Here is a 22,426-nt window from a genome sequence, read left to right as displayed (position 1 = left end):
GACGGCACCGCCCCACCCCGACCAGAGTGATCGTGGTGGGCATCGGACCGTCCAGGCCCGACCGGACACCCGACGGCGTGAAGAAACCCGCCCCCGCCGCCCCCGGCACCGACCCCGCGCTCAGCGCGAGTAACGCATCAACGCCCGCACCATGTGGCACGTGGTGTCCGACGGCGGATGGACACCGATGAGTTCCGCGGTGCTGCGTATCTTCTCGTTGCGGGCCTGATTCGGCACATAGACACCGGAGTCGAGCAGAGCGATCGCGAGGCGCATCGCCTTGAGCCGACGGTTGTGCGTGACGTACCACTCACGCGCACGCCCCGGCGGCAGCGGGCGCTTCTCCACGGGCTCGTACGGCAGGTCCATCAGGACCGCCCTCTTCGACGTGGACTGGGTAGGCAGCGGCTTCAGTGCGGCAGCGGGCACGGGCATCCTCCTGTCGCGGTCAGGGCGCCGTCCGGACCTCCCGGCGACACCCTCGAACACTGCTTCCAGTTTACTGGCTGCCACTGACATCCAGGGAGCCCGAAGTCCCGCCAAACGGCCAGGTGGGAAAGGGAATTGCCATTGCGTCACACCTGGTTCGCGAGGTGCGCGTGGGACAGCCGGAATTCGAACAGCACCGCTCGGGCTCGTACCATGTACGGCATGGAGATCTGGATCAATCCGGCCTGTTCGAAGTGCCGCGGCGCCATCAGCCTGCTCGACGCGGAAGGCGCTGACTACACCGTGCGCCGCTACCTGGAGGACGTACCCACCGAGGACGAGATCCGGGACGTACTGGACCGGCTGGGGCTCGAACCCTGGGACATCACCCGGACCCAGGAGGCCGCCGCCCAGGACCTCGGAGTGAAGTCGTGGGCGCGGGACGGCAGTTCACGGGAACGGTGGATCAAGGCGCTGTCCGAGCATCCGAAGCTCATCCAGCGGCCGATCATCACCGCCGACGACGGGACGGCCGTCGTGGCCCGCACCGAGGAGGCGGTACGGGACGCCTTGTCCCGTTAGACACCCCATGTGACCCAGGTCACTCCAGTGACTCGCGTGAGCCGTTGAGCGACCCCGTTCGGCATCTCGTACATAGCGGCGTACGGATCACATCCGGACGCCGACAGAGGCGGCCGGGGACAGGAGGCCCGCATGTCGCGCAGGAGAACTCTCAGCCCCAAGAAGAAGATCGCGCTGCTGGTCAGCGCGGCGGCCGTGGCCGGGGGCGGCGCCTTCGCCATGGCGGCCACGTCCAACGCGGCCCCGGTACAGAACGCGGCCAACTCGACGGTCTGCCAGGGGCTGGCCACCGCGCTCGGCAACAACCAGACGTTCATCGACGGGCAGCGGGCCAACCCCGACGCCCAATCGGACGCCCGGATCGCCAATCGCGAGGCCGTCATCGCACAGATCAAGGTCCAGCAGGAGGCGTCGGGCTGCACGGTCGGGGAGTCGGCTCAGGACTCCCAAGCCACGCAGCCGGCGGCGACCGCACCCGCGCAGCAGACCACCCCGCCCGCGGAAGAGCAGACCACCGCACCCACCCAGGGCGCCGGTGGCGACGGCGCCACCGGCTCGCAGGTCTGCGTCGGCTCGACCGTCACCCTCTCCGGCGAGGGCGGCGCCCCGGCCGCGTCCAGCAACCAGTTCCCGGCCGGAACGACGCTCAAGGTCACCAACCTGGACAACAACAAGTCGACGACCGTGCAGGTCACGTCGGTCTCCGGCAGCTGCGCCCTGTTGAACAACGCGGCGTTCGAGCAGGTACGGGAGCCCGGCAAGTTCCTGATCCGCAGGGCACTGATCGAGAAGGTGGGGTGATCAGCCACTACGACCGCTGAGGATGTCCGCGTGCCGGGCGGCCACCCGGCACGCGCTCGCGGATCCTGCCGCTCGCGGCCACGAGCGGCAGGACCACCGCCTCGGCATCGACAGCTCCCCCACAGCTGCGCGCCCGCAAACCCATCGCATACGAGCCGCCGCACCCGCGGCGGGACGTTGACGGTGCATGGACGCCGACGCGCCCGGGCCCCGGGAGCGGCCCGCCCATAGCGGTCGCGAATCGCTCTCGGCGAGTGAGCCGCAGCACAGAGGCATCAGGTAACACGGGGTTCACATTCGAGCAATGATCGGGAAACCGCCTGTTGACAAGCTGCCGGGCATTACCGCGGCGCCCCAGTGCCGCAGCGCCGCAGCACCCGCAGTGCGCCCAAAGACCCACCCCGAAGGATGTGGCCCGTGACCTTCAAGGCTGAGTACATCTGGATCGACGGCACCGAGCCGACGGCCAAGCTCCGTTCGAAGACGAAGATACTGGCGGACTCAGCCAAGGGTGCCGAGCTGCCGATCTGGGGCTTCGACGGGTCGTCCACGAACCAGGCCGAGGGTCACGCCTCCGACCGCGTACTCAAGCCGGTCGCCACCTACCCGGACCCGATCCGCGGCGGCGACGACGTCCTCGTCATGTGCGAGGTCCTGAACATCGACATGACGCCGCACGAGTCCAACACCCGTGCCGCGCTGGCCGAGGTCGCGGAGAAGTTCGGCGCGCAGGAGTCGATCTTCGGCATCGAGCAGGAGTACACCTTCTTCAAGGGCGCGCGCCCGCTCGGCTTCCCCGAGGGCGGCTTCCCGGCCGCGCAGGGCGGCTACTACTGCGGTGTCGGCTCGGACGAGATCTTCGGCCGTGACGTCGTCGAGGCGCACCTCGAGAACTGCCTCACGGCGGGTCTGGGCATCTCCGGCATCAACGCAGAGGTCATGCCGGGCCAGTGGGAGTTCCAGGTCGGCCCGCTGGCGCCGCTCGAGGTCTCGGACCAGCTGTGGGTGGCCCGCTGGCTGCTCTACCGCACCGCCGAGGACTTCGGCGTCTCCGCGACCCTCGACCCCAAGCCGGTCAAGGGCGACTGGAACGGCGCGGGCGCGCACACCAACTTCTCCACGAAGGCGATGCGCGAGGGTTACGACGCGATCATCACGGCGTGCGAGTCGCTGGGCGAGGGCTCGAAGCCGCTCGACCACGTCAAGAACTACGGCGCCGGCATCGACGACCGCCTGACGGGCCTGCACGAGACCGCCCCGTGGAACGAGTACTCGTACGGCGTCTCCAACCGCGGTGCCTCGGTCCGTATCCCGTGGCAGGTCGAGAAGGACGGCAAGGGCTACATCGAGGACCGCCGCCCGAACGCGAACGTCGACCCGTACGTCGTGACGCGGCTGATCGTCGACACCTGCTGCTCCGCGCTGGAGAAGGCCGGACAGGTCTGATCCCCCGCACTTCGTCGAGAGGGCGCTCACCATCCCGGTGGGCGCCCTCTCCGCTTGTGCGCCGTCAATTTCACCTGATTCTGGCGAGGATGCCCCGGCGTTCACGCCGGGGAGGAATCGCCTCCCGTGGCTGCGACGCGGAGCGTCGCCGCATCTGCACTCGTCGTCGGGCGCGGGGCGCCCGCACGGCTGCCTGGCGGAGCCAGGCAATACGAACAACCGCCCTGCAGGTCACTGGCAGTGGTGATGTCCGGGCATCGGGCGGCCGTGTGTGCGGTGGTCGTACTACGGTCCGGGGTTGTGAAGCTGGTGGTGCAGGTGAAGCTGCTGCCGACGCCTGTGCAGGCGTCGGCACTGGAGGCGACCCTGCGCGCCTGCAACAGGGCCGCCACCCATGCCTCCACCATCGCCTTCGACCGAGACCTGAGGGACCGCAACGGTCTGCAGAAGGAGGTGTACGCGGACCTGAAGGCGACCTTCGGGCTGTCCGCGCAGCCGGCGGTGCGGGCGGTGAAGAAGGTGGTCGACGCCTACGCCACCCTGCGGGCCAACCTGCGCGCCGGGAATCTGGGGCCCTCGACCTCCCGGCGGTATCGCAAGGCGGTCGGTACGCCGATCGCCTTCCGGCCGGAAGCGGCCCAGCCGTTCGACGACCGCTGCCTGTCATGGCAGCACGACGCGCGCACCGTCTCCCTCTGGACGGTGGACGGGCGGATGAAGGGGATCCGCTACACCGGCCACCCCGACCAGCTCAAGACCCTGGTCCAGTACCGGCGCGGCGAGAGCGACCTCATCCGGCGGGGCGGGAAGTGGTTTTTGATCGCGACCTGCGAGATCCCCGACGCCGCAATGTCCGAGCCGGTGGACTGGATCGGGGTGGACCGCGGCATCGCCAACCTTGCGACCACGTCTGACGGGACCAACTACCAGGGCCGCCGCCTGTCGCGCTACCGCAGGTGGCAGGCCCGTAAACGCGGCGAACTGCAGAAGAAGAAGAAGACCCGTTCCGCCCGGCGGCGACTTTCCCGCCGCAAGCGCAGGGAACAGCGCCATGCCACCCACCTGAACCACGTGATCTCCAAAGAGATTGTGTCCGTTGCGCAACGCACCGGTCGCGGAATCGCCGTCGAGGAACTGGACGGGATCCGTGAGCGGGTACGGCTACGCCGCGACCGGCGGGGCACGCTCTCCTCCTGGCCGTTCCACCAGCTCGGACAGCACCTTGCCTACAAGGCCCGCCGGGCCGGGGTGCCGTTCCTGGAAGTGGATGCGGCCTACACCTCGCAGCGCTGCCCGCGCTGCGGGCACACCGGGCGGGCCAACCGGCCCACCCGGGACCATTTCAGCTGTCGTCGGTGCGGCCTCGCCGGGCCCGCCGACGTCGTCGCCGGGGTCAACGTGCGCGACCGCGCACGCTCGGCGTGGGTATTCGTCACCATGCCCGTCCCGCCCCCGGTGTAGCCGGAAGGCGGGAGATGCGACCCCTGACCGTCCCGTCGTAGCGGACAGTCGGGAGCGCGACAAGGTGTGAACAACGCCGAGCCGTACAAGCTCGGCCGTTCACGGCCGAGAAGGTGACGCCAAGAGCGTCCGTCCCGTGAGAACCCGGGAGCGGAGGCTCCTGCCCGGCTCCCGCTTCTGCTTCAATGGGGACATGGCCAGCTTCCAGAAGTACACCGCGACAGGTCGCCCCGACCTCGAGCCCTTCTGGCCTTCCCGTCAGCACCATGACTTCGACCGGGTGTGTTGCCGCGCGATGAACGCGCCGGCCCTCTAAAGCCGTACACCCCCGGCCTTCGGCCAGCGCGCACGACGTACGTCCTCGACCATCGAGACCACGAACTCACGGTCGTCGAGCTCCCCGACGAACTTCTCGCGCGAAAGAGCTGACCTCTCATGGCGAACACTCGTTCCTTCTCCTCCGCCGCGACGGCTCCGTCCACCGGTTCGGCACGGCATCGACTGCGTGCCGTCGACCGGGACGAGGTGGTCGATGTCGCGGACCTCCTGCCGCCGGGCTCCACTTGGCTGCCCGCCCCTGCGCACACCCTGCCCGTGCTGCCGGGCCAGCCGCCGATGATCGGCTATCTGGTCCTCGTACCGGCCGACCAACAGCCCGTGCTGCCGGTCGCCGTGCCGGACCGGCCCGAGCCGATGCCGTCCGCCGCCGACGACAACCCGCTCGTCCGCGTCGACGCCGTGCAGCGCACCGTCGAGGTCGACGGACGGCCGCTCGACCTCACCTACCTGGAGTTCGAACTGCTCGCGCATCTGGTCGCGCACCCGAACCGGGTGCACAGCCGGGACCAGTTGGTCACGACCGTGTGGGGCTACGGGCACGTGGGCGACGGTCGGACCGTCGACGTCCACATCGCGCGACTGCGGCGCAAGCTCGGCGCGCAGCACCGTCAGGCGATCCAGACGGTGCGGCGGGTCGGGTACAAGTACACGCCGCTGACCGGGCGTTGACCGTAACCCACGGACCGTAGATCTCCTGTCAGCAGATTCCCTTTCCGTCCGGCGGGCGGTCCGTGCAGAGTCGCCGGTATGAGGCTTCTGATGCTGGGCGGTACGGAGTTCGTGGGACGCGCGATCGTGGAGGCGGCGCTCGGCCGCGGCTGGGACGTGACCGTCTTCCACCGCGGTCGGCACGAACCCCCTGCCGGGGTGCGGTCATTGCTGGGTGACCGGACCGCCATGGACGGGCTCGCGGCGCTCGCCGAGAGCGACGGCGAGTGGGATGTCGTGGTCGACACCTGGTCGGGGGCGCCGCGGGCCATCCGCGACACGGCGCGGCTGCTGGTCGACCGGGGCGGGCGGTATGTGTACGTGTCGAGCTGTTCCGTGTACGCGTGGGCTCCGCCCGCCGGGTACACCGAGGACGCCCCGCTCGTGGAAGGGGCGTCCGCGGACGCGGAGCGGACCGAATACGCGCGGGACAAGCTGGGCGGCGAGTTGGCCGCCGTCTCCGCCTTCGGCGCGGAACGCGCGTTGCTCGTGCGGTGCGGGCTGATCCTCGGGCCGTACGAGAACATCGGCCGGCTGCCGTGGTGGCTGACCCGGATCGCCCGTGGCGGTCCCGTCCTCGCCCCCGGTCCGCGCGATCTTCCCGTCCAGTACGTCGATGTCCGCGATCTCGCCGAGTGGGTTCTCGGAGCGGTGGAGCGGGAGCTGGGCGGGGCCTACAACCTGGTCGCTCCGCGGGGGCATACGACGATGGGGACGCTGCTCGACGCGTGTGTCCGGGTGACCGGGGGCAGGGCGGAGCTGCGTTGGACCGAGCCCGAGGTGATTCTGGGGGCGGGGATTCAGCCGTGGACGCAGCTGCCGGTGTGGGTGCCTGCGGGGAGTGACATGTATGACGCGCTGTACGGGGCGGATGTCTCCCGGGCGGTGGGGGCCGGGCTTCGATGCCGGACGGTGTCGGAGACGGTCTCCGACACCTGGGGCTGGCTGCGGGGGCTTGGCGGGGTGGCTCCCCGACGCGTCGACCGGCCCGCGGTGGGGCTGGCCCCGGAGGCGGAGGCGAAGCTCCTCCGCACGCGCCCCTGACGGTGCGCCAACCTCACCTCCAACACCGTCGCTTATCAAGATCAGGACGATCACTGACGGTGGTTCAGCGGATACCATTCGATACCACCGAGATGTCACTGAATTTTGTTCAAACCTGAATTCGGAGATCAACTCCCGGGAAAACGTGGGCTTCTGGGCCCATTGTGCCGGAAATGACCTCATGAACTTCTAAGATTTTCCGAGGTTTCTGAACACCCCAGGAGCCCCGTGCGTATGAAATGGAGCCGCTTCACTCCTGTCGGGCGCCTCGCTGCCCCGCAAGGAAGTCAGAGGAGTTCCATGGGACGCAACACACGTAAACGACGTTCGCCGCTGGCCGTTCGCGCCATTGCCGCGTCGGCAGCCCTAGCGATCGGCGGGGGCGGGCTTGTCTGGGCGAATTTCTACGCATCGGCACACGAGACCAACTCGAGCCCGAACACGACGAAGGCCGCCGCCTCTCAGGTAGCCACCATCAGCTGCCCCGATGTCGGTCAGAAGCTCACCAGCGTGCCCAACCAGGCCCGTAAGGAAGTCGACGGCGAACTCGCCACGCTCGACCAGCAGATCACCGACTCGTACCAGCGCCTGGCCACCACGCGGGACGCACAGGCCCGGGACGCCAGTTTCGTCCAGAACGCCGTGCTCGGCCCGCTCAAGAACAACCGTGCGGTGATCATCGACCGGATCCAGCTGGAGATCAGCCGCGTCGGCGGCACCGCACCGGACTCGCTGGACACCCTCGCCACCTGCACCGGCGCCACCACGAACCAGACCAACGCTGGTGGTGGCCAGAACAACGGCGGGCAGAACAATGGCGGTCAGAACAACGGCGGCCAAAACGGCGACGACCAAAACGGCGATGACCAAAACGGCGATGACCAGAACGGCGATGACCAGAACGGCGACGGCGGCGAGGCCACCGCGGCCCCGACCGAGCCCGCCGGCAACGGCGGTCAGGCCGGAAACGGTCCCGTCGCCGCGGACTTCGTCGACATCACGACGGTCCAGGCGAATGTCTCCAAGAAGGCCCGGACCCGTGCCGGTGGCTCGACCGGTACGTTCACGTCCAACTGCGGGCAGAACGAGAACAAGAACTTCAACACCGACAACGTGATCGTGGCGCCCGGTGTCACCAACGGCGCGCACCACCTGCACGACTACGTCGGTAACCAGTCGAACGACGCCTTCGCCAACAACGACACGTTCGCGGCGGCCGACACCAGCTGCCAGAACCAGGGCGACAAGTCGTCGTACTACTGGCCGGTCGTGCGTATCCAGGACGGTACGCAGGACTTCGACCAGAACAACGACGGCGGTGGCAAGGAAGGCAACGTCGGCGCGATCCAGCAGGTCCAGAAGGCTGAGATCAAGTTCGTCGGTAACGCGAAGAGCAAGGTCGTCGCGATGCCGAAGTTCCTGCGGATCATCACCGGTGACGCGAAGACCCTGACCAACGGTCTCGGCAACGCCAACGCCCACTGGAGCTGCACCGGCTTCGAGAACAAGGTGCAGCTGACGGAGCAGTACCCGATCTGCCCCCAGGGCAGCAACGTGGTGCGCAGCTTCGCCTTCCAGAGCTGCTGGGACGGTCAGAACATCGACAGCGCCAACCACCGTACGCATGTGGCCTTCGCCGACGCCCAGGGCAACTGCGCCAACGGCTTCAAGGCGATCCCGCAGCTGACGATGCGCCTGATCTACAACTTCGCCGCCCCGACCCTCGAGAACGGCGCGGTGACCAACGCCTACGCGGTGGACGGCTTCCCGGAGCAGCTGCACAAGGCGAGCACCGACCACGACGACTTCATCAACGTCTTCGACGAGAACGTGATGAACAAGATGGTCAAGTGCATCAACACCGGCAAGAAGTGCCAGTAGGAGCTCTGCTGAAGAGCTAGCACGGCACTGAGAAGGCCGGCGGTGGGATCTCCCACCGCCGGCCTTCGCTTTGCCTCGCGTGCCTTCGCTTTCCCCGGATCCTGCTCGGTCAGCCGCTGTGACCGGAGTGCGTGCTCCCGGTTTCCCCACCACCGCTGCTTCCCGCGTGGTGCGATTTCCCCTCCTCCATGGTCCCGCCGAGTTGGCCACGCAGCGTCGTGACCATCTTCTGGTCGGCGACGGCGACCCACTTGGCGCCGACGAGGTAGTAACCGCCGTAGTCCTTGGCCTCATTGAGCCACTCGCGCTGGCCGCGGTCGGTGGCGAAGGTGGCCAGGATGAACTTGCCGTTGCTGATCTTGCAGACGCCCTGGCGGATCTCGTCGGCGTCCGTCTGGATGTCCGGCTTGCACTTCACCTCGGCCGCCAGATCCTCCAGGCTGCCGGTCGCCGTGGCCGGGACCTCGTCGGCCGTGCCGCCCTCGTCCGCCCCGCCGCAGCCGGTCAGCCCCAACAGCGCCACGGCCGCCACGACCGCAAGGCCGCGGCCGCTCAGCTTCTCGCGTGTCAACCTCATACGTTCCTCCGGTACCTGTCGGCGCCCACGCCGTGGAGAGCCCCGGCGAGGGCCCTGGCCTTCGATACGGCTCCCGCGCGCCCAGCGCTCAATCGACCGGCCAAAACGACCGGCCGAGCCGCACCCGGGCGTGCGAGAGTGGGGCCGTGAACGAAGACTGGGAAGAGCGTACGGCGGCGGCCTGGGCCACGTTCGACGACTACGACGAGACGGAGGCGGCCGCGGCGGAATTCCGCGCGGTCATCGACGGACTGGTCGCCGAGCTGCCCGCGGACAGCCCGCTCGGGCCGTTCGAGCGGGCCTGCGCCTGGGATTCGACGGGCCGCTCGGACCGCGCCGTGCCGCTGTACCAGGAGGCACTGACCCGCGGACTCGACGGCTACCGCGGCCGACGCACCAAGATCCAACTCGCCAGCTCGCTGCGGAACCTCGGGCAGGCCGAGGAGGGCGTCAAGCTCCTCACCCCCGAACTCGACGCCGCGTCCGATGAGTTGGACGATGCCGTACGCGCCTGCCTCGCGCTCTGCCTGGCCGACCTGGGCCGCGAACGCGAGGGCCTGTCCCTGGTGATCGGCGCCCTCGCTCCCCATCTGCCTCGCTACCAGCGGTCGATGGCACGTTACGCGCGACTGCTCGTGGAGCCCCAGGCGTAACCCCCCGGAGGCAAGTGACCATCCACGGATTCGCTCGTTCTGCTGAACGTGCAGTCACAGGATGTAGCCCCACGCCCCGCACCCCCCTCAGGACCGGTCGTCGACGTCGAGCAGGCCGAGGCCGCGCTCGTCGAGCACTACCCGCGGCTCGTCCGGCTCGCCTATCTGGTGCTGCCGCCGAGCCTCGGCCGCAACCGACGGGTGCTGACCGCGCACGCCCTCACCCAGCGCGCGCTCCCCCGAGGACGTACGTCCACGTCCCCGATCCCGGCCCAGGCCACCGGCCGCGACAGCGACCCGGGCTACGCCCTCGTACGCCTGCACGTCGTGCGTACGGCGCTGGAGGCCGGCCTCCCACTGCGGCGCAGGGCGTGGCCGACCCGCTCCCAGCTGCCGCCGCTGCTGCCCCAGGTGTGGGGTCTGAGGCTCTTCCCGCGCTCCGGCGGCGCCGACGAACTCGCCCTGGACCAGCGGCTTTCCGCGCTCTCCGGCCCCGCCCGCGCCGCGTATGTACTGCGGAGCATGGAGAAGCTCTCCGACGCCGACGTGCACAAGGTGCTGACGGCGGCGGGGGCCGAGGACCCGGGCGCGGCGCTCACGGAGGCCGGTGGTGTCGAGGCGCAGGAATCGCTGCTCCACTCCCCCGAGTTCGACCCCTGTTCGCTGCACGCCCGGCCCACCGACCTGATCCGGCGCAGGCAGCACCTGAAGGCCGCCCTCGCCGCCGGGGCTGCGCTCACCGTCTGCGGTGCGCTGTTCGCGCTGCCCGGCGGCGGCTGGGGACCCGACGGCGCCGCCGCGCCCTCCTCCGCGCGAAACCCGGCCGCCCAAGCCGCCCTGAACCCCGGGAAGCTGACGCGGGTCGCCCCAACGGTCTGGCGGGCGTCCTCGCGCACCGACTTCTCCGTGTGGCCCGCCCGCGGGAACCTCACCCAGGACACCGCGCTGCTGCACCGCGCGCTCTCCGTCTGGGCCCGGCCCGGCAAGTCCGTACAGGTCTCCGCGACACCCGGCACCCAGGAGGGCGCCCCGCCCGGACCGCCGCAGCTGCTGTACGCGGGGGACGTGGACCAGGCGCGCGTGGTGCTGCTGTACGACGGGCTGCGCATCGCCCGGTACGCCGAGCCGCGCGACGGCACCAGCGGCGCGGCGCTCGACTTCGCCCGGGCCGACGGTGCCACCATGGCCGAGGCCGGCGCGGTCCTCCTCAACCGGACCGACGGCAACGTCCGCTATCTGACCGCCCCCTGGGTGACCAAGGCCGCCGAGCGCGATCTGAGGACGCCGACCGCCGGCACGATGGGCCTGGACCGCTCGCCCGACGGTGTCACCGCCCCGCTGGCCAGCCCGGTCCAGCGGACCGGCGACTGCACCTCGTGGAACGTGCTGCAACTGACCGACGCCTCCGGCACCCGCCTGTCGACCGACCTCGGCGAGCTGATCCCGGCGCACCTCACCACGGGCCGTCCCTCCACTCCGCACGAGGCCGCCGGCACGGCCGCGTTGCGGGACTGGGCGCCGTACGCCTGCTCGCTGGCCGCCGTGCGCTCCGAGGGGGTGCGGTCCGTGAACGCCTGGCAGTACGCGCAGCAGCCGCTGCCCGACGCGAGCGGCACGGCCACGTGGGTGTGCACGCGGGCCGACACCTGGCGGGGCGGCGGCACGCGCGTCCTGGCGCAGTTCCACACACCGGACGGGGCGTACGGGGCGATCGCCGCGAAGGCCGAGAACTCGCCCGCGTGCGGCTCACGCGACCCCCACGTGCTGGCGGGCGTGCTGTGGAAGTCGGGCGCGGGGGCCTGGTATCTCCTCGCGGCCGGCAGCAAGGACACGGCGTCGATCAACGCGACGGGCGGAGTCAGCGGATCCGCGCAGGGCACCCTGCTCGCCGTACGGACCGAGCAGGGAGCGCAGGCGGGGCTGAAGGGGAGCCTGACGGACGGGCGGGAGATCACAGGGCTGCGTTAGGGCCTGGGTCCTGGGTCCGGCTAGCTGACGATCGCATCAACAAGTGGGGCGTGGAGCGCTTCACCCCTCACACCTCGGCCGAGGGCAACAGTGCCTTCGAGGTCGAACTGTGCCGCAGCGGACGGACGGTGACCGTCGCCGACTCCACGGTGCTCGCCGCCGTACGCGCGGAACTGCCGAACACCATGTACTCCTGCGCGCAGGGATTCTGCGGGACCTGCCAACAGCGGGTACTGGAAGGGGAGATCGAGCACCGGGACGAGCTCTGACCGATGCGGAGCGTGCCGATTCGATGCTGATCTGTGTATCGCGGGCGCGCGGTGAGCGAATCGTGCTGGACATGTGAACGATCGCGGCCCGGATCGGTCCGTTCCGGATCGGCTGCGATCGGTAAGGTGTTCGCATGACAACCGGGGTACGCCGCAGGATGGGTGTCGAGGAACGGCGGCAGCAGCTGATCGGCGTCGCCCTCGACCTCTTCAGCCGACGCTCGCCCGACGAGGTCTCGATCGACGAGATAGCCTCGGCCGCGGGGATCTCGCGACCGCTGGTCTACCACTACTTTCCCGGCAAACTCAGCCTGTACGAGGCGGCGTTGCGGCGGGCGGCGGACGACCTCGCGAGTCGGTTCGTGGAACCGCGGGAGGGACCGCTCGGGTCACGGCTGCTGCGGGTCATGCGCCGGTTCTTCGACTTCGTGGACGACCACGGGCCCGGTTTCTCGGCGCTGATGCGCGGCGGCCCGGCGGTCGGCTCGTCGACGACCAACGCGCTCGTCGACGCGGTGCGGCAGGCCGCGTACATCCAGATCCTCTCCCATCTGAAGGTCGAGGATCCGCCCGCCCGGCTCGAGTTGGTGATCCGCTCATGGATATCGCTCGTCGAATCGACGGCGCTGATCTGGCTGGACGGGCGGCGGATTCCGCGCGCCGAGCTGGAGGTGCAGCTCGTGCACGACTTCGCGGCGCTGGCGGCGGTGAGCGCCGCGCACGACGAGGAGTTGAGCGCGCTGCTGCGTGAGGCACTCCAGGGCGAGCCGGGCGACGGGCCGTTCACCGACCTCGCCGTCCGGCTGATCTCGCTGGCCTCACCCGCCTAGGACCTGTCCGGTCGATCACGGCGGAGACGCGGGGTGTGGCACGTACATCTGCGGCGTTGTCGTCGGTTGCCGACTCCCCCACTCTCGGCTTCGCTCGAGCGGGGGGACCCCCATCGCGTCGACGCCCTCCTCCGCCTTGCAGCTGCACGCACCACACCCCGCTCACCGGCGTCGGACAGGCGCCGCTGCTTTCCTCCACCGTGATCGACCGGACAGGTCCTAGTTGCAGGGGCTACGCCACGACCTTCCGGTACGACGGGTCGAGATCGCGTACCTCGGCGGACATGTGCAGCGTGAGTCCGTCGACGGGCTCGACGTACTTGCGCAGCAGCTCCAGTACGGCCTCGGTGAGCTTCGCCTTGGTCTCGTCGCTCCGGCCGGCCAGCAGGGCGAGCGAGACGTTCACGATGGCGTGCCTGTCCGCGTCAGCTCCCACCACCTCGTCCTCGGTGCGCAGGACCCGCGTCTTGCACGCCTCGATCCGTGCGGCCGCCGTCTCGACGATCACCGGGTGCAGCGCGAGGGCGAACCCGTTCCAGTCGACGTGGTCGAGCGCCGGGGAACGCTCGACGGTGATGTTCGGCATGCGCACTCCTGTTCCAGGGGTCTTTCGATCACCCTAGCCGCAGCGCTCACCCCTAGCCGTAGCGCTCACCCCAGCCGCAGCGCGAGCAGCGCGATGTCGTCGTCCCGGTCGTGTCCGAAGCGGTCGAGCAGTGTGTCGCAGAGTGCGGCGGTGCCGGGCGGGGCGGCTGCCGCGGCGGTGCGCAGTTGCTCCAGGGATACGGCGAGGTCCGTGCCGCGGGTCTCGATGAGCCCGTCGGTGACCATGAGGAGCCGGTCCGTGCGGGCAAGGGTCAGCTCGACGGGCGGCTGCCGGTCCAGGCCGAGGCCCAGCAGCGGCCCCGCGGCCTTCGCGTACTCGGCGTTGCCCGCGTCGTCGACGAGCAGCGGCGGGAGGTGGCCCGCGTTGGCGATCCACGTATGCCCGGTGTCCGGGTCGACCAGCGCCAGGCAGACGGTGGCGGTGACCTCGGGGTGGTGGTGGCGGAGCATCCGGTCGAGCCGCCGGGCCAGCACGCCGGGGTCGGGGTCCTCGACGCAGTAGGCGCGCAGCGCGTGCCGGAGCTCGACCATGACGGTGGCCGCGTCCAGGGAGTGCCCGACGACGTCGCCGACCGCGGTGAGCACGCCGCGTGAGGTGCGCTGCGCCGCGTAGAAGTCGCCGCCGATCTCGGCCTGCCGCGAGGCCGGCACATAGCGGACCACGACCTCCACGCCCGGCAGCTCCGGCAACGTCTTGGGCAGGAAGCTGTGCTGCAGGGTCAGCGCGACCCGGCGCTCCATCTGGTACCTGCGCAGCGGCTCCGCGGCGAGTGCGGCGGCCTGGGCGAGCCGGGCCACCAGGGTGTGGGTCTCGGGCTCCACCGTCCTGTCGTACGCCGGGGTGGCCAGGCACACCGACGCCGTGCCGTCCGGGGTGCGGGCCAGCACCAGGCGGGCGTCGTCGGGGCGACCCGCCCGGAACAACCCGGCCGGCCACAGCGGGTCGGGGACGACGGTGGCGCGCAGCGCGGTGCGGCCCCCCATGATCCGGGCGATCAGCCGGGCCACGGCCTGGTGCGCGCCCAGGTCCGGCAGCCAGGAGCGGGCACGGCAGCGCGCCGTCCCGCACACCAGCTCGCCCTCCTCGCCGAGGACGAAGACGGCGGCGGGCCCCCCGCTGAGTCGCGCGGTGCCCTCGGCCGCCGCCTCGGCGAGGTCCCGCAGCGAGCCCGCCGTCTGCACGGCCACGATCGTCTCGGAGAGCAGGGTCAGCTGCCGTGCGAGCGCCTCGGCACCCGAGCGCGCCCGCGCCGCGCGCACCGCCGCCCGCACGACCGCCCGGATCTCCTCCGGCTCGGCGGGCACCGTCAGATATGCCTCGCCACCCGCTTCGAGACCCCGGCAACGGTAGGTGGCCCCGGCGGAGGGGGTGGCGGCGTCGGAGAAGTGCACGACCGGCAGGGCCGCCAGGGGCGGCTGCTCCTTGAGCCGGCGGCAGAGTTCGAAGCCGTCCATGTCGGGCAGTCCGACGTCGACCAGCGCCACGTCGGGCAGGGTGCCCGCGCGCATCCGTGCGTCGAGCTCCCGGAGCGCCTCACCGGCGCCCGCCACCGGGACGACCTCGTGCCCGGCGAGGCGCAGTACGGCGGCCATGGCGTAGCGGCCGGCCGCCGTGTCGTCGACCACGAGCACGGTGGAGTCGGTGTCCTTGCCGTTGCCGTCCATGTGAACAGCCCCTCGGGGCACGGGAGGTGGGGCGGGCCCCCGCACTTTCGGGCCCGCCCCACCACGTTAACCCGCTACCGCGCCGACCGGGAGAACACCGCGACGCTGCGGGCCGGAACGGCGAAGGTGCCCGATGTCGCCTCGTACGACGAGGACTTGACGACCGGGTCCGCGCCCGCCGCCTGCACCGGGTGGAGGGCGTACGCCGTCCCGGCCAGGTCGCTCACGGACTGCTTCTGCCGCTCGGGCGTCGCGTTGAAGACTACGACGAGATCGCCGCGGTCGCCGAGCTCCATCGTGATCACTCCGGGCGTCTCGTCCTTCCCGGACAACGGGAAGGAGAGCTCGGACTGCACCTGGTCGGCCGTGGAGAGCGAGAAGACGCTCTCGGTCGTACGGATCCGCTGCAGGTCCTGGTACGCGGCCGAGCTACCCTCGATCTGCTCGCAGCCGACCATTACCGAGCTCAACAGGGGTGTGGCATAGGGCCACTTGGACGCGTTGTCGGCCGCCGGTGGCAGCCCGCGGCCGAAGCCGTTGCCGTCCCGGCAGTCCCAGTGGATGGCGTTGAACCAGTCTCCGCTGTCGTACGAGTTGCGGTCCAGGGACTTGGAGCGCAGCAGGTCGGAACCCGCCTGGGAGAGGGCGGGGCCCTGCGAGAGGGTGGCCGTCGCCATGGCCAGCACCTGCATCCGCGCCCGGTCGTCGGCGCTCGTCGTGGCGGGCAGCTTGTAGGTGAGCGCGTCGAACAGCGACTCGTTGTCGTGCGCGTCGGCGTACGCGAGGGCGTCACCGGGCGCGTCCGCGTAACCGGCCGGCTGTCCGTTGTAGTCGACCTCGGAGCCCTTGACCTCCTTGCCGTCGGTGTCGGTGAAGCGGTAGCGGGCGAGATTGCCGCTGAGGCCGACCTTGATGAGGTCCTGGTAGTGCAGCAGACGGGCCCTCTGCTCGGCCGACGTGCCGTTCTCCGTCGAGGAGTTGGGGTCGGTGTAGAGACCGGAAGCGAAGCCCTGGACGCCCGGGTCCGCGTCGAAGGGGCCGCCACCGCGTACGGCGTCCCGCGCCCGGTCGGAGAAGGTCGCGATCCCGGTGCCCGCCATGTTCTTCTGGGTGGCCTGCACAAAGCGGGCGTCGTCGGCGACCTCGCCGAAGTTCCAGCCCTCGCCGTACAGGATGATCTTCTTCCCGTCGACGCCGTCCTTGGCCAGGGTGAGCGCGTCGAGGGCCTTCCTGACCGCGAGGATGTTGGCCTTGGGGTGGTGCCCCATGAGGTCGAAGCGGAAGCCGTCGACCTTGTACTCCTTGGCCCAGGTGACGATCGAGTCCACCACCAGTTTGCCCATCATGGCGTTCTCGGTCGCCGTGTTGGCGCAGCAGGTGGAGTTGGCGACACTGCCGTCGGCGAGGAGCCGCTGGTAGTAGCCGGGGACGACCTTGTCGAGCACGCTCGTGTCGGCCTGGCCGCTGGCGGCGGTGTGGTTGTAGACCACGTCCATGACGACCCGCAGGCCGTCCTCGTTCAGCGACTTGACCATCTCGCGGAACTCGACCGTACGGTCCGTGCCGTCCGGGTCGGTCGCGTACGAACCCTCCGGAACGGTGTAGTGGTACGGGTCGTAGCCCCAGTTGTAGGCGTCCTTCGCGGCGATCTTCGCCACGCACTCCTGCTGTTTGTCGGAGTCGGCCGGGTAGGAGGCGAGGTCGCAGTCGATGGTCGCCTGGTCGGACTTCTTCTCGGGGATGGTGGCGATGTCGAAGGCGGGCAGCAAGTGCACGTACGACGTACCGGACTTGGCCAGTTCCTGAAGGTGCTTCGAGCCGTCGCTGTCCTTGTCGGTGAAGGCGAGGTACGTGCCCGGGTGCTCGGCCGTGGAGTCCGCCACCGAGAAGTCCCGGACGTGAAGCTCCTGTATCTGGGCGTCCTTCAGCGCCACCGCCTCGGGCTTCTTGAGGGTCGACCAGCCGCTCGGGGCAAGGGACTTGGCGTCCAGGTCGACGACGAGGCTCTGCTGGGAGTCGGCGGTCAGGGCCACCGAGTACGGGTCGGTGACCGTGTTGGTGACGACCTTCTGTACGGTCGGCGCCCACACCTTGACGACGTACCGGTAGGGCTTGTTCGCCCAGGACTTCTTGCCGGTGACGGACCAGACGCCGGTGGTGTCGTCCCGCTTCATCCTGACCGCGGAACCGTCGAGGTCCAGCGAGACGCTCTGCGCGGTGGGCGCCCAGACGGCAAGCGTGGGACGGCCGCCTCGGAAGGTCGGGCCGAGGTCCGCCTTCGTCGCGTCGTACAGATCGTCCAGTACGCCGGCGATCTGAACGCCCGTCGCCGCGAGCACCGCTCCGTTCACGGCGCGCTGCGAGGCGACGATCTGACCGTTCAGCGCTTCACGGACCCTGTCCCGGTCACGCGGGTCGACGGTCCAGGCTGTGTAGTCCTTGAGGTGCGGGAAAGCGGCCTTCTGGGCGTCGGTGAGGGCGGACCTGGACAGGCGGAGCCACTTGGCGTCCCCGGTCAGCGCGCCGTCCTTCACCGCGATCGAGCCGTCGCGCGAGGAGAGCAGCTGCGTGGACACGGCCGCGTCGGAACCGTTCCAGGCGACCGTGTTCCGGTCGATCCAGACCGCCTTGGACGTGGTCAGGTCGAGCGCGGCCGCGCTGCCCGCCGGCTGCGGGAGCAGGTACTTCTCCTGGCCGTTCAACAGCCACACCTCGTGGCCGTTCGCCGAGAGGTCGAGCGACTGGTCGGTGGGGAGGTCCTTCTCGTCGCCCTTGTGGAGGATGTAACTGAGGCTGGTGGCACCCTCGGTGAGCGGCACCTCGTAGACAGCGCCATAGGCGTCAGTCTTCACCGGCTCCAGGGGCTTCGACCAGTCCGTGGGCGTCGCGGCGCCCGTCCAGACGTGCAGTCCCCAGCCGTCGTAGTCGCCATCGGCACGGTGGTAGTGCAGGACCGCCTTCGTCTTGTCCTGCGCCGGGTAATCGGGCTTCTCCGTGAGGACGGTTTCCTTGCCCTGCTCGACCCAGATCTCGCCGGTCTGTGTGACGTCGATGGTGCGGTCGGCGGAGACGTCCTTGTTGCCGTCCTTGTCGATCACCAGATAGCCGACGCTGGAGGCACCCGGCTTCAACTTGACGTACGCGAAGGCCCCGTAGGCGTCGCGGCCGATGAAGTCGTGGCCCTCGGGCCAGGTCGTCGACTCACCGTCGGCGAGGTCGCCCCAGGCGTAGAGTCGCCAGTCGGTGTAGTCGCCGTCGGTGCGCTTGTAGTGGACGATCGCGTAGTCGCGCGAGGACGCCGTCGGGACCTCTTCGGCGGGCGGGGTGCCCGTGACCGAGGTGGCCGTGGTGCTCGATGCGCGTCCGGCCGAATCGATGACAACTGCCTTGTAACGCAAGGCGGTTTTGGCCGGTACGTCCTTGCCGATGGCCTGGGTGACCTTGTACGGGGCGTGGTCGGCCGAGCCGAGCGTCCGCCACTTGGCGTTGCCGACCTGGGCGGCGAAGACGACTCGGTCGAGCTGACCGCCGGCGACGTCGGCGGAGAGCTCGACGGTGCCGGTGGCGCCCGCGTCCGGAGCCTTCAGGGTGAGCGTCGGCTTCGAGGCGGGTGCGCCGAGCTTGCCCGCCGCCTTGAGGACGACCGAGGAACCGGCCGGGACGGTGACGGTGACCTTGTTGTCGGTGCCGCTGGTGACGGTGGCCCGGGTGCCGTAGATCCCGCGGAACGTCATGTCCGCCGAACCCGTGGCGAAGGTCGCCGTCTTCGCCTCGCCGGCGTTGTTCACGGCGACGACGTACTCGGTGCCGGTGGCCGCGTCCGTACGGGAGAAGGCGTAGACACCGGCGCCGTCGGCGGCGTACCGCTCGGTCTGCACACCGTCCGCGAGGGCGGGGTTGTCCTTGCGGAGCTTCGAGAGAGCACTGATCTGCTGGTAGAGCGGTGCACTCGCGTCGTACGCGTCGCTCGCGTGGGTGCGGTCGGTGCCGAGCTCGTCGTCGTCGAGATAGTCGGCGGTCTTGGAGGCGAACATCGTCTGGCGGGCGTCCTTGTCTCCGCCCGCGCCGGTGAAGCCCTGCTCGTCGCCGTAGTAGACGACCGGGTTGCCGCGGCTGAGGAACATCAGCTCGTTGGCGAGCTTGTCCTTCTTCACCAGCTCGGCATCGGTCGCGTTCGGGTTGTCCTGGTTCAGGAAGTACCCGATGCGGCCCATGTCGTGGTTGCCGAGGAAGGTGACCTGCTCGTAGGCGTTGGCCTTGTCGGTCGTGTACTTGTAGTCGTCGCCGAAGACCGAGGCCAGTTTCTGCGCGCTGCCGCCCTGGGAGGCGTACTGGCGGGCCGCTTCCTGGAAGGGGAAGTCGAGCGTGGAGTCGAGACGGCCCTCGGTGACGTACGGCGAAGTGATCGACGTGTCGGCGGAGTACACCTCACCGAACATGAAGAAGTCGTCACGGCCCCGCTTCTTCGCGTACGCGTCGAGAGCGGTGGCCCACTGCGTCCAGAACTCCATGTTCACGTGCTTCACGGTGTCGATCCGGAAGCCGTCGATGTCGAAGTCCCGAACCCACTTCTCGTAGATCTTCTCCATGCCGCTGACGACCTCGGGACGCTCGGTCCACAGGTCGTCGAGGCCGGAGAAGTCGCCGTTCTCGGAGCTTTCCCCGGCGAAGGTGGAGTCGCCACGGTTGTGGTACATCGTCGTGTCGTTGAGCCAGGACGGCACCTTGGTGTTCTGCTTCGCGGCGGTCACGGTCGGCGTGCGCGGGAAGGAGTCGGCGTCGACCTCGGGGAAGTCCTGTGAACCGTCGGCGTAGTCCGCGTCGTCGAAGGGCTCGCCGTCCTTCGTCAGATACGGGAAGGCGCCCTTGGAGAGGTAGCCGTAGGACTTCTCCTCGTAGTCGACGACGTCGGCGGTGTGATTGGTGATGACGTCGAAGAAGACCTTCATGCCCTTGGCGTGGGCCTTGGAGATCAGCCTCTCCAGGTCCTTGTTGGTGCCGAAGTGCGGGTCGACCTGGGTGAAGTCGGTGATCCAGTAGCCGTGGTAGCCGGCCGAGGCGTCGTCGCCGGTGCCCTGTACGGGCTGGTTCTTGAAGATCGGCGCCATCCAGATGGCGGTGGTGCCGAGGCCCTTGATGTAGTCGAGCTTCTTCGTCAGGCCCTTGAGGTCGCCGCCCTGGTAGAAGCCCTTGTCGGTGGGATCGTAGCCGGTCGACAGACGTGAACCGGTCAGGCCGCCCTCGTCGTTGGAGCTGTCGCCGTTGGCGAAGCGGTCCGGGAGGACGAAGTAGAACTGCTCGCGGGTCGCGTCGTTGCGGGCGGCCGTCTTGGCGAGGGCCGCGTCGGACGGGGGCGCGGGCGGGGTCGCGGCGCGAGCCGCGAGGGGCTGGACGAGTGTCGCGGCGAGGGCAGCCACGGCGACGGCCGCGATCCGTCCGCGCCGCGCGGTGTGATGGGGGGTGCGGTGCGCCCAGGGCGCCGACCATCTCGGTATCACAGGCCTGAACTCCTTGCGATTACGGCTCATTCGGGTCCGACCCCACGCCGCGGCTCGGCTTCTTTGCCGGGCGCCGGCGTGACCGTATCGCTTACGCAAGGCTTACAGCAAGAGTCTTGAAACCGATGCAAGAACTTTCACGTACCGCAGCGAAGAGGGCCCGTTCACCAGGGGATCGGTGAACGGGCCCTCTTCTGAGACCACTCAGCAGCTGGACTTGCCCGAGTAGATCGCCAGCGCCGTGTTCGTGCCGAGCGTCGCCGTGAACTGGCCCGAACTGTTCACCGTCACAGTCGTGTTGTTCTGCACGTTGCAGTACGTGCCGGCCGCGAGGGACGTCTGGTAGGTGCGGCTCAGGATGCTCGACTCGTGATTGATGGCGACGTAGCCCTTGGCGCCCCGCCCGAAGGCGATCGCGTCGGCGCCGTTGTCCCACCAGTCGGTCATCGACTCACCGCGGGTCGCGTTGCGGAAGGCGACCATGCGGAGGATCTCCGGCCAGGCGTGCTGGCACTTCCAGCCGTCCTGCCAACAAGCGTTGACCGTACCGCCGTTGGGTGGACCGGCGTCCGTGTCCGACCACTCGTAGGCGGAGTTGATGTCCGGGGCGCCGTAGGGGTAGGCGAGCATGAAGACGTTCGCCAGGGTGTAGTTGGCGCCGTCCTTGTAGTTGAGGGTGGAGCCGTTGCGCTCGGTGTCGTGGTTGTCGACGAAGACGCCGGACACCCCGCTGCTCATGTACCCCCAGCCCTCGCCGTAGTTCTTCAGATAGGCGAGGTTCTCGTTGTTGAAGACACGCTTGAGGTCGTACGCGTAGCGGAACTCCTGCACATCCCCGTTGCCCGTGTACTCGGTGGGCTGTACGGCCTCTCCGCTGCCGTAGATGACCTCCTGCTTCCAGTACACCGATGTGTTGCTCAGCCGGGACTTGATGTTGGCGAGGTCGGCCGCCGGGATGTGCTTGGCCGCGTCGATGCGGAAGCCGTCGACGCCGTAACCGAGGAGGGTGTTCATGTAGCCGGCGATCGTCGCGCGGACGTACTCCTCGCCCGTGTCCAGGTCGGCGAGGCCGACGAGTTCGCAGTTCTGGACGTTGGTGCGGTTGGTGTAGTCGCTGATCGTCGCCGTGCAGTCGTCGAAGTCGTAGGAGGAGTACACGCCGGGGTAGTTGTACTTCGTGTACGACGAGCCTCCGGTGCCGGTACCGCTGCCCGCAGACATGTGGTTGATGACGGTGTCGGCGACGACTTTCACACCGGCCGCGTGGCAGGTGTTGACCATGTTCTGGAAGGCGGTCGCGTCACCGAGCCGACCGGCGATCTTGTAGCTGACGGGCTGATACGAAGTCCACCACTGCGAGCCCTGGATGTGCTCGGCGGGCGGGGAGACCTGGACGTAGCCGTAGCCGGCGGGGCCGAGGGTGTTGGTGCACTCCTTGGCGACGGAGGCGAAACTCCACTCGAACATCACCGCGGTGACGTCCTTGCTGCCGGGCGGGGAGGCGTAGGCCGTGGAGCCGGGGGTCATGACGGCCGCCGCCGCGGCGAGCGCGGTCACGGTGACGGTCGCGACCCGTCCGGCATGCGCGGTGCGGCGCTTCGGTGGCGCCGGCCATTTCGATATCACAGGCGTGAACTCCTTGCGCTTGCGGCTCAGTTCGGACCCCCGC

The 22,426-nt window shown here is 69.4% G+C and carries 16 protein-coding genes and 1 pseudogene; 11 read left to right on the top strand and 6 right to left on the bottom strand.

Translation table 11 applies throughout. The features are described 5' to 3' along the window. Positions 1–120: 120 nt before the first annotated feature. A complete protein-coding gene (locus AB0D57_RS33390; protein ID WP_362081702.1) occupies positions 121–429 on the bottom strand; it encodes a hypothetical protein in 309 nt (102 codons plus the stop codon). A gap of 222 nt (positions 430–651) precedes the next feature. On the opposite strand from AB0D57_RS33390, the gene AB0D57_RS33385 reads away from it, so the two are divergent. The 7 genes from AB0D57_RS33385 (at position 652) to AB0D57_RS33355 (ending at position 8,691) form a co-directional block, all read left to right on the top strand. After that, entirely contained in the window at positions 652–1,011 is a 360-nt protein-coding gene (locus AB0D57_RS33385) for an arsenate reductase family protein (protein WP_362081699.1), read from the top strand. A 132-nt stretch (positions 1,012–1,143) separates the two neighbouring features. After that, positions 1,144–1,812, top strand: coding sequence for a hypothetical protein (locus AB0D57_RS33380; protein ID WP_362081696.1), 669 nt, complete (start codon positions 1,144–1,146; stop codon positions 1,810–1,812). A 417-nt stretch (positions 1,813–2,229) separates the two neighbouring features. Further along, the gene (gene glnII / locus AB0D57_RS33375; RefSeq protein ID WP_362081693.1) at positions 2,230–3,258 is read left to right on the top strand and encodes a glutamine synthetase; all 1,029 of its coding nucleotides are present in this window, start codon (positions 2,230–2,232) and stop codon (positions 3,256–3,258) included. 300 nt (positions 3,259–3,558) lie between these two features. After that, positions 3,559–4,719, top strand: coding sequence for a transposase (locus AB0D57_RS33370; RefSeq protein ID WP_362081690.1), 1,161 nt, complete (start codon positions 3,559–3,561; stop codon positions 4,717–4,719). A gap of 435 nt (positions 4,720–5,154) precedes the next feature. Next, a complete protein-coding gene (locus AB0D57_RS33365) occupies positions 5,155–5,727 on the top strand; it encodes a winged helix-turn-helix domain-containing protein (RefSeq protein WP_362081687.1) in 573 nt (190 codons plus the stop codon). Positions 5,728–5,805: 78 nt separating this feature from the next. Next, complete coding sequence (locus tag AB0D57_RS33360; protein ID WP_362081684.1) at positions 5,806–6,810, top strand: NAD-dependent epimerase/dehydratase family protein; 1,005 nt, start codon at positions 5,806–5,808, stop codon at positions 6,808–6,810. Positions 6,811–7,110: 300 nt separating this feature from the next. Further along, positions 7,111–8,691, top strand: coding sequence for a DUF1996 domain-containing protein (locus AB0D57_RS33355; RefSeq protein WP_362081681.1), 1,581 nt, complete (start codon positions 7,111–7,113; stop codon positions 8,689–8,691). A 109-nt stretch (positions 8,692–8,800) separates the two neighbouring features. Here the strand turns inward: AB0D57_RS33355 and AB0D57_RS33350 are convergent, their stop codons facing one another. Further along, the gene (locus AB0D57_RS33350; protein ID WP_362081678.1) at positions 8,801–9,268 is read right to left on the bottom strand and encodes a hypothetical protein; all 468 of its coding nucleotides are present in this window, start codon (positions 9,266–9,268) and stop codon (positions 8,801–8,803) included. A 146-nt stretch (positions 9,269–9,414) separates the two neighbouring features. Between AB0D57_RS33350 and AB0D57_RS33345 the strand changes: the two genes are divergently transcribed. From AB0D57_RS33345 to AB0D57_RS33330, 4 genes and pseudogenes are all read left to right on the top strand, one after another. Further along, a complete protein-coding gene (locus AB0D57_RS33345; protein WP_362081675.1) occupies positions 9,415–9,921 on the top strand; it encodes a tetratricopeptide repeat protein in 507 nt (168 codons plus the stop codon). A gap of 48 nt (positions 9,922–9,969) precedes the next feature. Next, entirely contained in the window at positions 9,970–11,889 is a 1,920-nt protein-coding gene (locus AB0D57_RS33340) for a hypothetical protein (RefSeq protein WP_362081672.1), read from the top strand. Positions 11,890–11,942: 53 nt separating this feature from the next. Beyond that, positions 11,943–12,235: pseudogene (locus tag AB0D57_RS33335) on the top strand (2Fe-2S iron-sulfur cluster-binding protein); the annotation flags it as partial. A gap of 57 nt (positions 12,236–12,292) precedes the next feature. Further along, the gene (locus AB0D57_RS33330; protein ID WP_362081669.1) at positions 12,293–12,988 is read left to right on the top strand and encodes a TetR/AcrR family transcriptional regulator; all 696 of its coding nucleotides are present in this window, start codon (positions 12,293–12,295) and stop codon (positions 12,986–12,988) included. Positions 12,989–13,220: 232 nt separating this feature from the next. On the opposite strand, the gene AB0D57_RS33325 is transcribed toward AB0D57_RS33330, so the two are convergent. From AB0D57_RS33325 to AB0D57_RS33310, 4 genes are all read right to left on the bottom strand, one after another. Continuing rightward, positions 13,221–13,574, bottom strand: a complete 354-nt coding sequence (locus AB0D57_RS33325; RefSeq protein WP_362081666.1) for an isomerase — start codon at positions 13,572–13,574, stop codon at positions 13,221–13,223. A gap of 65 nt (positions 13,575–13,639) precedes the next feature. Then, on the bottom strand, positions 13,640–15,259 hold the full coding sequence (locus AB0D57_RS33320; RefSeq protein ID WP_362081663.1) for a fused response regulator/phosphatase: 1,620 nt from the start codon (positions 15,257–15,259) through the stop codon (positions 13,640–13,642). Positions 15,260–15,333: 74 nt separating this feature from the next. Further along, entirely contained in the window at positions 15,334–20,757 is a 5,424-nt protein-coding gene (pulA, locus tag AB0D57_RS33315) for a pullulanase-type alpha-1,6-glucosidase (protein ID WP_362081660.1), read from the bottom strand. Positions 20,758–20,961: 204 nt separating this feature from the next. Beyond that, positions 20,962–22,284 carry an alpha-amylase family protein gene (locus tag AB0D57_RS33310; RefSeq protein ID WP_362081708.1) on the bottom strand — a complete coding sequence of 441 codons (1,323 nt, stop codon included), beginning with the start codon at positions 22,282–22,284 and terminating at the stop codon, positions 20,962–20,964. Positions 22,285–22,426: the final 142 nt, after the last annotated feature.

The organism is Streptomyces sp. NPDC048275 (genome assembly GCF_040652275.1).
In the GTDB taxonomy this organism is placed as follows: domain Bacteria; phylum Actinomycetota; class Actinomycetes; order Streptomycetales; family Streptomycetaceae; genus Streptomyces.
The sequence above is the reverse complement of the archived record's forward strand: the minus strand, read 5'-3'. Positions and strand labels throughout refer to the sequence as shown.